The following is a 12815-nucleotide window of genomic DNA, read 5'->3' on the forward strand; positions in this document are numbered from 1 at the left end:
TGTATCGGGAGGAACCATGGCACAGCCCAAGCGGGCCGTCGTGATCGGTGGCGGGATCGGCGGGCTGACCGCCGCCACGGCACTGCACCGCCGCGGCCTGGAGGTGACCGTACTGGAGCGGGCCCCGTCGCTGGAGCCGGTCGGCGCGGCGATCTCGCTCGCTCCCAACTCCCTGCGCGCCCTCGACGTCATCGGCCTCGGTGACGAGATCCGCGATCTGGCCGCCTGGCAGGGCGACGGAGGACTGCGCGCCCCGTCCGGACGGTGGCTCGCGCGCACCGACGCCACCGCCGCGGCCGAACGCTTCGGCGGCCCCCTGGTCCTGCTGCACCGGGCCACCCTCGTCACCAGCCTGGCCGCGGGCCTCCCGCCGGGTACGGTCCGCACGGGCGTCACCGCGACCGTCGCCGATCCGGGCGCCGCCGGCCGCCCGGCCCGCGTGAGCACCCCGGACGGCGACCGGGAGGCCGACCTGGTGGTGGCCGCCGACGGCATCCACTCCGCCGTACGCGGGGTGCTGTTCCCGGACCATCCCGGAGCCGTGTACTGCGGGTTCACCACGTGGCGGGTCGTGATCCCGGTCCCCGGCGCGCAGTTCGCCTCCCACGAGACCTGGGGCCGGGGCCGCATCTGGGGCTCGCACCCCCTCAAGGACGGTCGGGTGTACGCGTACGCGGCAGCCCTGGCGCCCGCCGGGGAGCGCGCCCCCGACGACGAGCGTGCCGAACTGCTGCGCCGCTACGGCGACTGGCACCACCCCGTGCCCGCGATCCTCGCCGCCGCCCGCCCCGAGGACGTCCTGCGCCACGATGTCCACCACGTCGCCCCACCGCTGCCCGCCTTCCACCGCGGCCGGGTGGCCCTCGTCGGCGACGCCGCGCACGCCATGCCGCCGATGCTGGGCCAGGGCGGCAACCAGGCGATCGAGGACGCCGTCGTGCTGGCGCACCATGCCGACGACCTCCCGGCCTACAGCGCCGCCCGCCGTCCGCGGGCGACCGCCATCGCCCGGCAGTCCGTCAGGACCGCCCGCCTCAACCTGATGACCGGCCGCGCGAGCATCGCCGTACGCGACGCCCTGATCACCGCCGTCGCCAAGGCCGGGCCCGCGCTGCTCCTGCGGGGCTTCGACGGCATCGCCGACTGGCGGCCCCCGCAGCCGCCGTATGCTTCCGTCGTGTCACCCCCAGGAACACGGTAGGAGCATCAGTGAAGGTCGGCTGCATCGGACTCGGCGACATCGCACAGAAGGCATACCTGCCCGTGCTCGGCCACCAGCCCGGTGTGGAAGTGCACCTCCAGACCCGCACGCCCGCCACGCTCCACCGCGTCGCCGACACCCTCCATCTGCCCGCGCGGCAGCGCCACGCCGATCTGGACTCGCTGCTCGCCCAGGGCCTGGACGCGGCCTTCGTGCACGCGCCCACGGTCGTGCACCCGGAGATCGTGGCGCGACTGCTCGAGGCGGGCGTGCCGACGTACGTCGACAAGCCGCTGGCGTACGAACTCGCCGACTCCGAGCGGCTGGTGGAGCTCGCCGAGCGGCGCGGGGTGAGCCTCGCCGTCGGCTTCAACCGGCGCCACGCACCCGGGTACGCGCAGTGCCTGGATCATCCGCGCGAGCTGATCCTCATGCAGAAGAACCGGATCGGGCTCCCCGAGGAGCCGCGCACGATGATCCTGGACGACTTCATCCATGTCGTGGACACCCTGCGCTTCCTGGCGCCGGGGCCCGTCGACGACGTGACCGTGCGGGCCCGTACCGAGGGCGGTCTGCTGCACCATGTGGTGCTTCAGCTCGCCGGCGACGGGTTCACCGCCCTCGGGGTGATGAACCGGCTCAGCGGCTCGGCCGAGGAGATCCTGGAGGTGTCCGGGCAGGACACCAAGCGGCAGGTGCTCAATCTCGCCGAAGTGATCGACCACAAGGGGCAGCCCACGGTGCGCCGGCGCGGCGACTGGGTGCCGGTGGCCCGGCAGCGCGGCATCGAGCAGGCGGTGCTGGCGTTCCTGGACGCGGTGCGCGCGGGCAAGGTGCTCAGCGCCCGGGACGCGCTGGCGACTCATGAGGTGTGCGAGCGGGTGGTGCGGGCGGTGCAGGAGCAGGGCGCCTGATCCGCAGGGTCCGCACGCCCTCGGCCACGCACCAGGCGGCGAGGATCAGCAGCGCCGCCTGCACCGGCCAGTCGCCGAACCGGACGTAGGGCGTGGTGCCCCGGGCCAGCGGCACGTCGTAGACCTGCGCCGTGCGCGCGCTGGTGCCGAGCCAGGAGCCGACGCGCTGTCCGCTCGCGTCGTGCACGGCGGACACGCCGGTCAGGGTCGCGTGCACCATCGGCCGGCCGGTCTCGGCGGCGCGCAGGGCGGCGAGGGAGGCGTGCTGCTCGGGGGCCCAGCTCTGCTGGAACGTCGACGTCGCCGACTGGGCGACCAGCACCTGGGCGCCGTCCTCGGCGAGATGGCGGCTCATGTCGGGGAAGGCCGACTCGAAGCAGACCATCGGGCCCACGCGCAGGCCGCTTCCGGCGTGCATGACGACCTGTCCGGAGCCGCGGCGCCGGTCCTCGCCGGCCGCCTCGCCGACCGAGGTCGCCCAGCCGAGCAGGGAGCGGGCCGGGACGTACTCGCCGAAGGGGACGAGCCGCATCTTGTCGTAGCGGGCGCCGGTCAGGCCGTCGGGGCCGACCAGCACCGAACTCTTGTAGATGCCGGGCCGGTCGGAGCGGCGGGCGTCGACGTTGACGAGGACGGGCGCCCCGGTCTCGCGGGAGAGGGCCGCGAGCCGGTCCGCCAGGTCGGGACGGCGGCCGAGGTCGAAGCCGACGCTGCTCTCGCCCCACACGACCAGATCCACGTCCTGGCCGACGAGTTCGCGGGTGAGCCGCTCCTCCGCGGCGAAGCGCCGGTCGGCGCTGTCGCCGCCCTGGATGACGCCCGGCTGCACGACGGCGATCCGGGTCCGCCCGTCGGCGTCGGGCCGCGGTGACCAGACCCAGGCCGCGGAGGTGACGGTGGCCGTGGCGACCAGTCCCGCGACGGCGGGGACGCGCGCGCCGGGGACCGAGACGAGGACGGCGACGGCGACGTTGAGCGCCACCACCAGAAAACTGAGCAGCCAGATCCCGCCGACCGAGGCGAGCCGCAGCGCCGCCTCCACCGGCCACTGACTGGCCCCGAGCACGCCCCAGGGGCCGCCGAGCCCTTCCCAGGAACGGACCAGCTCCACCCCCAGCCACCCCGACGGCAGGACCGCGAGGGCGGCCCCGGTCCGGCCCGGCCCGGGGGCGCCGGCGAGGAAGCGGCGCACCAGCCACCCCCACGGGGCCCACAGGGCGCCGAGCAGCGCCGCGAGGACGAAGGTGAAGACGTGCAGGTTCGGCAGCAGCCAGTGGTGCATGGCCAGCATGAAGCCGAAACCGCCGCACCAGCCGTCGCGGAGCGCCCGGCGGCCGGTCGGGGCGGTGCGCAGCAACAGCAGCCAGGGCACCAGGGCGACGTAGGCGAACCACCACAGGGCGGGACCCGGAAAGGCGAGGACGGGCAGGGCACCGGCCGCCGTGGCGACGAGGGAACGCCGCCACGGGATGACGAGCCATCGGCCGAACCTCTGCATGCGGCGCCTCCCTGACCCGTGGTTCCTCCAGTGTGCGCGCTGGGATCGGCCCCTAAACAGAGCACCCGCAGGGAATCGATCATCGTGTCGCGGGCAGCTGCCGCCACTTCTCCCGCACGACGACCCGGTCGAGCCGCCAGCCGTCGTCGGTGCGGGTCATGCCGAAGGCGTACCGGCCGCCGCAGACGAAGTCGGGGGCGGCGGAGGGCTCGCCGTCGCGGGCGAGGCGCATCGGGTTGACGTAGTCGGCCTGCACCTGGGCGGTGTCCCCGGTGTCCTGGTCCAGGGTCCCGAAGCGCACGCGGCGGTTGACGATGAGGTGCTGGCGCATCGGGAAGAGCCGCATGTTCTCCGCGAGCCACTCGGCGATCTGTCCGGCGTCCCCCTCGATACCGCCCGCGGAGCGGTAGTCCGCGCGCCCCGCGGGGGCGAACAGCCCGCGGTACGCCTCCCAGTCGCCGTCGTCCACGGCCACCGCGTACTCGGTGATCAGACCGTCGACGGCCAGCCGGTCCATCACGGTCGCGAGCTCCACACGCTGCGTCATCGGCTCAGTGTTGGGCATGGGACGAACGACGCCAAGAGGCATGCCGCGACTGCCGTCGCCCTATGCCGCCTCGATGACCTCGCAGCGGATCGCGGACGCCCATTCGACGACCAGCAGTTCGTACTCGGCGCGCTCCTGGGCGGACAGGGTGCCGCCCGCACGCACCCACAGGGCGCGGATCTGCTCGTTCACCTCGGCGGCCGAGCGCACGGAACCAGGGGTTAAGAAATCCGGGGACATGCGGGCAAGCCTAGGGGCAAGCACTGACACTGCGCTACCGAACGGCTACGCATCCCGTATGTGATGAGTCACGGAAAATTCCGCCGCGGTCAGTGCGCAGGCTCGCCCGCGTGAGGGCTCAGCGCACCGGTGGCCACCAGCACGATGATCAGGATGCCGAGGGCGATGCGGTAGTAGACGAAGGGCATGAAGCTCTTGGTGGAGATGAATCGCATGAACCAGGCGATGACTGCATATCCGGTGAAGAAGGCGATGACCGTCGCGAAGATCGTCGGGCCCCAGGTGACGTGGCCGCCCTCCATGGCGTCCTTGAGTTCGAACAGGCCGGAGGCGAGGACCGCGGGGATCGCGAGGAGGAAGGAGTAACGGGCCGCCGACTCGCGGGTGTAGCCCATGAACAGGCCGCCGCTGATGGTGGCGCCGGACCGGGAGACGCCCGGGACCAGGGCCGCGGACTGGCAGAGGCCGAAGATCAGGCCGTCGCGGACGTTGAGGTCCTTGAGTTCCTTGCGCTGCTTGGCGGCGCGGTGCTTGCCGCCGTTCTCGTCGCGGGCCGCCATGCGGTCGGCGATGCCGATGATGATGCCGACCACGATCAGCATGGTCGCGGTGATGCGCAGATCGCGGAACGGGCCCTCGATCTGGTCCTTCAGCGTCACGCCGAGCACACCGATCGGGATCGAGCCGACGATCACCAGCCAGCCCATCTGGGCGTCGTGGTCGCTGCGCATCGCCTTGTTCGTGAGCGATCTGGACCACGCCAGGATGATCCGCCCGATGTCCTGGCGGAAGTAGATCAGCACGGCCGCTTCCGTGCCGATCTGGGTGATCGCGGTGAAGGCCGCGCCCGGGTCCTCCCAGCCGGAGAACGCCGCGGTCAGCCGCAGGTGGGCGCTGGAGGACACGGGGAGGAACTCAGTCAGCCCCTGGACGAGTCCGAGGATGAGGGATTCAAACCAGGTCATGAAAGTACGACGTCCAAGTGCTGATGGCGGTAGGCGAGAACGGCCACACCGCGCCACGGGGGCACGGTGATCACAGTGGTCGAGGGCAGCGTAGCGCCCCTCGGTGACGGCCATGGCACAGGGGTTTGGCAGAGAGCGCCCGGCCCCGCCCGTCGCTAGCCTGGATTCATGGCTACCGTGCGGGTCAGAGGGGTCGAGGTCGCCTACGCGCGCGTGGGAGACGGACCGGGGCCGCCCCTGGTCCTGGTGCACGGCGCGGGTCTGGACGGCCGGATGTGGCGGCCGCAGACCGAGGCGCTGGCCGGCGACTTCACGGTCGTCGCCTGGGACGAACCGGGCGCCGGGCGCTCCTCGGACGTGCCCGGCGGATTCGGGCTCGCCGACTACGCCCGCGCCCTCGCCGCCGTCATCGAGGACCTGCGGCTCGGCCCGGCCCATGTCGCCGGGCTCTCCTGGGGCGGCACCGTGGTGCTGGAGCTGTACCGGCAGCGGCCGGAGCTGGTCAGGACGCTGCTCCTGGCCGGCACCTACGCGGGCTGGCAGGGCTCGCTGCCGGCCGACGAGGTGACCGCGCGGGTGGTGGCCGCCGAGCGGATGCTCGCCGCGCCGCCCGAGGAGTTCGATCCGACGCTGCCGGGGCTGTTCGCCACCGGCGCTCCGCCCGCCGAGTTCGCGGCCCTGCTCGACGCGATGCGGCGTGACGTGCGCCCCAGGACGCTGGGGGCACAGCTGCACCTGATGGCCGAGGCCGATCTCCGGGACGTGCTGCCCCGCGTCGCGGTGCCGACCCTGCTGCTGTGGGGCGAGGCCGACGCCCGGTCGCCGCTGGCGGTCGCCCGGGACTTGGCCGCGGAGATCGCGGGCGCCGAGCTGGTCCTGCTGCCCGGGGCAGGGCACTTGAGCAACCTGGAGGACCCGGAGGGGTTCACGCGGGCGGTGCGCGCCTTCTGCCACGCCCACGCGTGAGGGCTCAGGCCGCCGCCGTCGGCCCCGCCACCGTCCAGCCCTCGGCCTGCGGATGGGCGCTGAGGTCCTCGTGGCGCACCTCGTCGCCGCAGGCCGAGCAGGTGACCACCGGGAGCAGTTCGTTGCCGCAGACGTGCTCGATCACCATCGGCCGGTTGTCGTCCCCGCGCAGATGCCGGTCGCCCCACGCCATGAGGGTCACCAGGACCGGTTCCAGTTCCAGGCCCGCCCGGGTGGGCCGGTACTCGAAGCGCTGCGGCCGTTCGCTGTAGGCCCGCTTGGTCAGGATCCCGGCGTCCACGAGGCGGCGCAGCCGGGTGGCCAGGATGTCGCGCGGGGCGCCGATGTTGCGCACCAGCTGGTCGAAGCGGCCGTTGCCGAGGCACACCTCCCGCAGGACGAGCAGGGAGTACTTCTCGCCGACCAGTGCCAGGGCGTCGGCGATGGAACAGGGGCGCGGGTCCTTGGGGGCGGGCATGACGCCAAGCCTAATAGAGGGTTTGTTTTTCCAACTCACCGGTCTATGGTGAGTTTGGATTTCCTACTGACCAGTAGTCGCGGAGGCCGCTCCATGCGTGACGCAGTGATCGTCGAAGCCGTACGCACCCCCCTCGGCAAGGGCAAGCCCGGCGGTGCCCTCGCCCACGTCCACCCCGTCGAACTCCTCGCCCACACCCTGCGCACCCTCGTCGAGCGCTCCGGCGTCGACCCCGCGCTGATCGACGACGTCATCGGCGGCACCGTCGACCAGGTCGGTGAGCAGGCCATGAACACCACCCGCTACGCCGCCCTGTCGGCCGGCTTCCCCGAGTCGGTGCCGGCGACCACCGTGGACCGCCAGTGCGGCTCCTCCCAGCAGGCCGTGCACTTCGCCGCGCAGGGCGTCGTCGCGGGCGCCTACGATCTGGTGGTGGCCTGCGGGGTGGAGTCCATGAGCCGGGTGCCGATGTGGTCCAACGTGCCGCCCGGCAAGGACCCCTTCGGCCCTGGCATCGCCGAGCGCTACCCCGAGGGCCTGGTCCCACAGGGCATCAGCGCCGAACTCATCGCCGCCAAGTGGTCGCTCACCCGGGACCGGATGGACGCCTTCGCGGTCTCCTCCCACCACAAGGCCGCCGAGGCCTGGGCCACGGGCCGCTTCGACGCCGAGGTCGCCCCCCTGGACGGGGTCGCCCGCGACGAGTGCGTCCGCCCGGAAAGCACCACCGAGATCCTGGCCGGACTGAAGCCCGCCTACCACGACCCCGCCTTCGCGGAGCGCTTCCCCCAGATCGAGTGGAACGTCACCGCGGGCAACGCCAGCCCCGTCAACGACGGCGCCTCCGCGGTGCTCATCACCTCCGCCGACACCGCGGCCCGGCTCGGCCTGCGCCCGCTCGCGCGGCTGCACAGCTTCGCCGTGACCGGCTCCGACCCGCTGCTGATGCTCACCGGAGTCGTCCCCGCCACGGAGCAGGTGCTGCGCCGGGCCTCGCTCACCCTGGACGACATCGACCTGTTCGAGGTCAACGAGGCCTTCTCCAGCGTGGTCCTGGCCTGGCAGCAGGAGACCGGCGCCGACCTCGCGAAGGTCAACGTGCACGGCGGCGCCATCGCCCTCGGCCACCCGCTCGGCGCCAGCGGCACCCGGCTGACGACGACCCTGGTGCACGCGATGCGCGAGCGCGGCGCCCGCTACGGCCTGCAGACGATGTGCGAGGCGGGCGGCCTCGCCAACGCGATGATCCTGGAGTCGGTCTGACCGCTCAGTGGCCGCGCAGGTGATGCCGCTTGCGCCAGGCCACCACCACGCCCGCCAGAGCCGGTACGGCGATACAGGCCAGCGCGATCAGGAAGGCGGGCGAGGTCGGCGCCGAGGCACGGGCGCCGGCCACCACGTAGGCGGCGGTGTTCGGGATCGAACCGAGCGCCGTCGCCAGCAGGAACGGCACATAGCCCATGCGGGAGACGGCGGCGCAGTAGTTCGCCGCCCAGAACGGCACCCCGGGGAACAGCCGCACCGCCAGCATCGAGCGGAAGCCGTGCCGGGACAGCTGCCCGTCCGCCGCTTTCAGCCAGCGGCCCCGCAGCAGCGGACGCAGCGCCTCCTGGCCGAGGATCCGGCCGAGCCCGAAGGCGAGCCCCGCCCCGAGCACGGTCCCCGCCACCGCTGCGGCCAGACCCAGCTGGGAACCGAAGAGCGCGCCCGCGCCGAGGTTCAGCAGCGGCCGCGGCACGAACGCCACCGTGCACAGCCCGTACACCACCGCGAACACCACCGTCGCCGCGGCCCCGCTCACCTGCGGGGGCCAGCCGTCCGCCAGCAGCCGCTGCGGCTCGAAGAGCAGCACGGTGACCGCGGCCGAGGCCAGCAGCGCGACCAGCAGGGACAGCCGCGTCCAGGGCGAGAGCAGCGCTCTGGTGCAGCGCGCGGCGAAGCTGGAGGGTACGGCGACGGCGAGCTCCGAAGTGGCGGCCCGGGGAGAGACCACGGCAGTGCCCCCAGAGCGGGTGTGGGCATCGAGCATCCGGTGACACTAACCGACAAATGTGTGTGATCGCCGTATGGTTCGTCTCATGAGCGTGACAGGCGGGAGAACCCTCGAGGTCCCCGACAGCGCGTGTACGGCGCCGCGGCCGATCCGGAACGGGCCGCGCCCATGCGGGCGTACATGAAGGACGTGGCCCACCCCGTCCTGCGCTGCTGGCGGCTGCCGGAGCGCGAGTACCAGTACTGCGCTACCGCCCTGCTCCACCAGCTGCGCTACCGGCAACACACCGACAGGGACGCTTCGTGCCGCTGTCGGTGCGGGAGGCGCTGAAGAACATCGGGGCCTGAAGTCCCGTACCCCGGGCGGCGCCTGGGGTGATACCGCCGAAAACCATTCGACGTCGGACACCGCGTCGACGAGTATCGGCCTCATGTTCCGGCACGCCTTCGTCCTCGCAGCATCCGCGGTCGCGGATGCCCCGAAGGCTGCCGTCCCCGTCTTCCCGGCCGCAGTCGACGGCGCCCGAAGCTGACCCTCTCCGGATCGTCCGGCGGACCCCGCAGGGGGAGGGTCGGCCGCTTCCCGGGGTCCCACCGCCACTTCTGACGCTTCGAGGTACCGCCATGTCCAAGACGGCTTACGTTCGCACCAAACCGCATCTCAACATCGGCACGATGGGCCATGTCGACCACGGCAAGACCACCCTGACCGCCGCCATCACCAAGGTCCTCGCCGAGCGCGACTCCGGCACCCGTTACGTGCCCTTCGACCGCATCGACCGGGCGCCGGAGGAGGCCGCGCGCGGCATCACCATCAACATCGCGCACGTCGAGTACGAGACCGACACCCGGCACTACGCCCATGTGGACATGCCGGGCCATGCCGACTACGTCAAGAACATGGTCACCGGCGCCGCGCAGCTCGACGGGGCGATCCTCGTCGTCTCCGCGCTCGACGGGATCATGCCGCAGACCGCCGAACACGTACTGCTGGCCCGGCAGGTGGGCGTGGACCATGTGGTCGTCGCGCTGAACAAGGCGGACGCGGCCGACGAGGAGCTGGTCGAACTCGTCGAGCTGGAGGTTCGCGACCTGCTCACCGAGCACGGATACGGCGGTGACAGCGCGCCCGTCGTACGGGTCTCGGGGCTCCGCGCCCTGGAGGGCTACCCGAAGTGGACGGCGGCCGTCGAGGCGCTGCTGGACGCGGTGGACACCTACGTCCCGACACCGGAGCGGTATGTGGACGCGCCGTTCCTGCTGCCCGTCGAGAACGTCCTGACCATCACCGGCCGCGGCACCGTCGTCACCGGCGCCGTCGAGCGGGGCACCGTGCGGGCCGGCGACCGGGTGGAGGTGCTCGGAGCCGGCGTCGAGACCGTCGTCACCGGCGTCGAGACCTTCGGCAAGCCGATGGCTGAGGCGCAGGCCGGGGACAGTGTGGCGCTGCTGCTGCGCGGGGTGCCCCGGGACGCGGTGCGGCGCGGGCACGTGGTGGCCGCGCCGGGGAGCGTGGTGCCGCGCAGGCGGTTCACCGCGCAGGTGTATGTGTTGTCGGCTCGTGAGGGCGGCCGTACGACCGCGGTCTCCACCGGCTACCGGCCGCAGTTCTACGTCCGTACGGCGGATGTGGTGGGCGACGTCGACCTCGGTGCGGCGGGGGTCGCGCGGCCCGGGGAGACGGTCACGATGACCGTGGAACTGGGGCGCGAGGTTCCGCTGGAGCCCGGGCTCGGGTTCGCCATCCGTGAGGGCGGACGGACCGTGGGCGCGGGGACCGTGACCCGTGTGATGGCCGGCTGATGTGCGTGGGGGACTGCCGGCCCGGTCGTGGCTGGTCGCGCAGTCCCCCGCACCCCTTCCCGGCGTTCTCCGCCCCGCACAATGGGGACGTGACCGAAGCCCTCCCCGTCAGCCGGACAGTCGACCACGGCACCGCCAAGCTCATGCCCGACGTCGACCGTGAGCGGGCCTGGCTGCTCACGGTCGACGGGGCTCCGCAGTCCTACGTCGACCTCGACGAGCCGGCTCATCTGGAGTTCGAGTACGCGCGGCGGCTCGGGCATGTGCTGGATGTCGTGGCGGAGCCGGGTGCGGCCTTGGACGTGCTGCATCTCGGGGGCGGGGCGCTCACGATGCCCCGGTACGTGGACGCCACCCGCGCGGGGTCACGGCAGGACGTCGTCGAGGCCGACCGGGGGCTGCTGGAGCTGGTCGTCGAGCACCTGCCGGTTCCCGAAGGCGTACGACTGCACCCCGCGGACGCTCGTGCCTGGGTGGAGGCGGCCCCCGCCGACTCCGTCGACGTCCTCGTCGCCGACGTCTTCGGGGGGTCCCGGGTCCCGGCGCATCTGACGTCCCTGTCCTACGCCCGCGCGGCCGAGCGCGTGCTGCGCGGCACCGGGGTGTACCTCGCCAACCTCGCCGACGCCGCGCCGTTCACGTTCCTGCGCTCCCAGCTCGCCACCTTCGCGGCCGTGTTCGAGGAGCTGGGGCTGATCGCCGAGCCGGGGGTGCTGCGGGGGCGGCGGTTCGGCAACGCCGTTCTGGTCGCCGCGCACCGGCCCGTCGACCTCGCCGCCCTGACCCGGCTCACCGCGTCCGACGCCTTCCCGGCCCGGGTGGAACACGGGCCGGCCTTGCGGAGGTTCATCGGCGGCGCGCGGCCGGTACGGGACGAGGACGCCGTACCGTCACCCGAGCCCCCCGACGGGGCTTTCGGCATCGGCTGACGGCTGCGCGGAGGCCGCGGTCACGTGCTTGGTACGGCGGCGCAGATTCCGTACGTCCGGGACGCACAGCACCGCCGCCGTGACCACGACGACCAGCACCGCGCAGCCCCACAGTGCCGACGTCCGCCCGAACGCCGACTCCGCCGGGCCCGCCAGCGCGGCGGTCAGCGGAACCAGGGCGACCGAGCCGAACCAGTCGTAGGCGGAGACCCGGGAGAGCTTGTCCTCCGGGATCTCCTGGTGGAGCGCGGTCATCCAGCTGACGCCGAACACCTCGAGGGTCACCCCGGTGAGGAACATCACGGCACACAGGACGCCGACCGAGGTGGGGATCGCCAGGGCGGCGGAGGGCAGGGCCAGCGGGAAGACGCACAGGGTGCCGGCGAGGAGCAGCCGGCGGGGTTTCCAGCGGGTCATCAGCAGGGCGCCGGCGACCGTGCCCGCGCCGAAGAAGCCCAGGGCGAGGCCCCAGGGCGCGGCGCCGCCCAGATGGTCGCGGGCGACCAGGGGGCCGTAGACCGCGTCGGCCGCGCCGACCACCGCGTTCGCGATCGAGAACTGCACGACCACCGCCCACAGCCACGGCCGGCCGCTGAACTCCTGCCAGCCCTCCCGCAGATCGGAGAGCAGGCCGCCGCCGGGGGCGCGCGGCGCGATATGGCTGACGTCGAGGAAGGCGCGCAGCGACCCGGCGACGGCGAAGGCGGCGGCGTCCGCCGCGAGCACCCAGCCGGGACCGATCGCGGCGACCATCGCACCGCCCAGGGCGGCACCGCCCACCGCGGCGCCCTGCATGGCCATCCGGAACATGGCGAACGCGCGGCTCACCTGGTCGCCGCTGACCGAGGACATCAGCATGCCCTCGGCCGCGGGGGAGAAGAAGGCGTGGCCGGTGCCGCCGAGCGCGGTCAGCAGCATCATCTGCCACAGCTGCGGCTCGCCGGTCAGCACCAGCACCGCGAAAGCGGCCTGCGACACGCAGTTCAGGGCGTTGGCCGCGACCATCACCCGGTGCCGGGGCAGCCGGTCCGCCACGGCTCCGCCGATCAGCAGGAACAGCACCAGCGGCAGGGTCCGGGCGGCCGCCACCAGGCCCACGTCGCCGCCGTCCCCGCCCGACTCCAGTACGGCGAACGCGGCGGCGATCAGCGCGCCGTGGCTGCCGAGGTTGGTCACGACCGCGGACGCGGTCAGCAGGGTGTAGTTGCGGCCCGCCCAGGTCGGGCGGCGGAGCGGGATGGTGGGCTTCACCCGGCGACTATCGCCGCGGCGGGGCCGACTT

Annotated in this window: 13 protein-coding genes; 6 read left to right on the forward strand and 7 right to left on the reverse strand. The window is 73.0% G+C overall.

Annotated elements, in window-relative coordinates:
* Positions 1-16: 16 nt before the first annotated feature.
* Positions 17-1201 (forward strand): FAD-dependent monooxygenase, encoded by a 1185-nt coding sequence (locus ACFYW5_RS15715; RefSeq protein WP_389417536.1) that lies wholly within the window; start codon positions 17-19, stop codon positions 1199-1201.
* Between the two features lie 8 nt (positions 1202-1209).
* A complete protein-coding gene (locus ACFYW5_RS15720; protein WP_389417537.1) occupies positions 1210-2115 on the forward strand; it encodes a Gfo/Idh/MocA family protein in 906 nt (301 codons plus the stop codon).
* Here the strand turns inward: ACFYW5_RS15720 and lnt are convergent.
* The 4 genes from lnt to ACFYW5_RS15740 form a co-directional block, all read right to left on the reverse strand.
* A complete protein-coding gene (lnt, locus tag ACFYW5_RS15725) occupies positions 2039-3613 on the reverse strand; it encodes an apolipoprotein N-acyltransferase (protein ID WP_389417538.1) in 1575 nt (524 codons plus the stop codon). The genes ACFYW5_RS15720 and lnt overlap by 77 nt on opposite strands.
* Before the next feature lie 79 nt (positions 3614-3692).
* Positions 3693-4160 carry a nuclear transport factor 2 family protein gene (locus ACFYW5_RS15730; RefSeq protein ID WP_389417539.1) on the reverse strand — a complete coding sequence of 156 codons (468 nt, stop codon included), beginning with the start codon at positions 4158-4160 and terminating at the stop codon, positions 3693-3695.
* Positions 4161-4220: 60 nt separating this feature from the next.
* On the reverse strand, positions 4221-4400 hold the full coding sequence (locus tag ACFYW5_RS15735) for a hypothetical protein (protein WP_389417540.1): 180 nt from the start codon (positions 4398-4400) through the stop codon (positions 4221-4223).
* A gap of 89 nt (positions 4401-4489) precedes the next feature.
* Positions 4490-5365, reverse strand: a complete 876-nt coding sequence (locus tag ACFYW5_RS15740) for an undecaprenyl-diphosphate phosphatase (RefSeq protein ID WP_389417541.1) — start codon at positions 5363-5365, stop codon at positions 4490-4492.
* A 168-nt stretch (positions 5366-5533) separates the two neighbouring features.
* Between ACFYW5_RS15740 and ACFYW5_RS15745 the strand changes: the two genes are divergently transcribed.
* The gene (locus tag ACFYW5_RS15745; protein ID WP_389417542.1) at positions 5534-6331 is read left to right on the forward strand and encodes an alpha/beta fold hydrolase; all 798 of its coding nucleotides are present in this window, start codon (positions 5534-5536) and stop codon (positions 6329-6331) included.
* A 4-nt stretch (positions 6332-6335) separates the two neighbouring features.
* Here the strand turns inward: ACFYW5_RS15745 and ACFYW5_RS15750 are convergent, their stop codons facing one another.
* Positions 6336-6809 carry a winged helix-turn-helix transcriptional regulator gene (locus ACFYW5_RS15750; protein WP_389417543.1) on the reverse strand — a complete coding sequence of 158 codons (474 nt, stop codon included), beginning with the start codon at positions 6807-6809 and terminating at the stop codon, positions 6336-6338.
* Between the two features lie 93 nt (positions 6810-6902).
* Here ACFYW5_RS15750 and ACFYW5_RS15755 point away from each other — a divergent pair, with 93 nt between their 5' ends.
* Positions 6903-8072 carry a thiolase family protein gene (locus tag ACFYW5_RS15755; protein WP_389417544.1) on the forward strand — a complete coding sequence of 390 codons (1170 nt, stop codon included), beginning with the start codon at positions 6903-6905 and terminating at the stop codon, positions 8070-8072.
* 4 nt (positions 8073-8076) lie between these two features.
* Here the strand turns inward: ACFYW5_RS15755 and ACFYW5_RS15760 are convergent, their stop codons facing one another.
* Positions 8077-8838 carry a TVP38/TMEM64 family protein gene (locus ACFYW5_RS15760; protein ID WP_389417545.1) on the reverse strand — a complete coding sequence of 254 codons (762 nt, stop codon included), beginning with the start codon at positions 8836-8838 and terminating at the stop codon, positions 8077-8079.
* Between the two features lie 587 nt (positions 8839-9425).
* Here ACFYW5_RS15760 and tuf point away from each other — a divergent pair.
* Together tuf and ACFYW5_RS15770 are read left to right on the forward strand one after the other, a co-directional pair.
* Positions 9426-10604, forward strand: coding sequence for an elongation factor Tu (tuf, locus tag ACFYW5_RS15765; protein WP_389417546.1), 1179 nt, complete (start codon positions 9426-9428; stop codon positions 10602-10604).
* Positions 10605-10693: 89 nt separating this feature from the next.
* Positions 10694-11533 (forward strand): spermidine synthase, encoded by an 840-nt coding sequence (locus ACFYW5_RS15770; RefSeq protein ID WP_389417547.1) that lies wholly within the window; start codon positions 10694-10696, stop codon positions 11531-11533.
* Here the strand turns inward: ACFYW5_RS15770 and ACFYW5_RS15775 are convergent.
* A complete protein-coding gene (locus ACFYW5_RS15775) occupies positions 11495-12784 on the reverse strand; it encodes an MFS transporter (RefSeq protein WP_389417548.1) in 1290 nt (429 codons plus the stop codon). The genes ACFYW5_RS15770 and ACFYW5_RS15775 overlap by 39 nt on opposite strands.
* Positions 12785-12815: the final 31 nt, after the last annotated feature.

Source organism: Streptomyces sp. NPDC002779, assembly GCF_042888685.1.
Lineage (GTDB): Bacteria > Actinomycetota > Actinomycetes > Streptomycetales > Streptomycetaceae > Streptomyces.

Coding starts and splice junctions, on each gene's coding strand:
- lnt (WP_389417538.1), bottom strand. CDS start 3,613: ATGCAGAGGTTCGGCCGATGGCTCGTCATCCCGTGGCGGCGTTCCCTC.
- ACFYW5_RS15715 (WP_389417536.1), top strand. CDS start 17: ATGGCACAGCCCAAGCGGGCCGTCGTGATCGGTGGCGGGATCGGCGGG.
- ACFYW5_RS15755 (WP_389417544.1), top strand. CDS start 6,903: ATGCGTGACGCAGTGATCGTCGAAGCCGTACGCACCCCCCTCGGCAAG.
- ACFYW5_RS15760 (WP_389417545.1), bottom strand. CDS start 8,838: ATGCTCGATGCCCACACCCGCTCTGGGGGCACTGCCGTGGTCTCTCCC.
- ACFYW5_RS15735 (WP_389417540.1), bottom strand. CDS start 4,400: ATGTCCCCGGATTTCTTAACCCCTGGTTCCGTGCGCTCGGCCGCCGAG.
- ACFYW5_RS15745 (WP_389417542.1), top strand. CDS start 5,534: ATGGCTACCGTGCGGGTCAGAGGGGTCGAGGTCGCCTACGCGCGCGTG.
- ACFYW5_RS15730 (WP_389417539.1), bottom strand. CDS start 4,160: ATGACGCAGCGTGTGGAGCTCGCGACCGTGATGGACCGGCTGGCCGTC.
- tuf (WP_389417546.1), top strand. CDS start 9,426: ATGTCCAAGACGGCTTACGTTCGCACCAAACCGCATCTCAACATCGGC.
- ACFYW5_RS15740 (WP_389417541.1), bottom strand. CDS start 5,365: ATGACCTGGTTTGAATCCCTCATCCTCGGACTCGTCCAGGGGCTGACT.
- ACFYW5_RS15750 (WP_389417543.1), bottom strand. CDS start 6,809: ATGCCCGCCCCCAAGGACCCGCGCCCCTGTTCCATCGCCGACGCCCTG.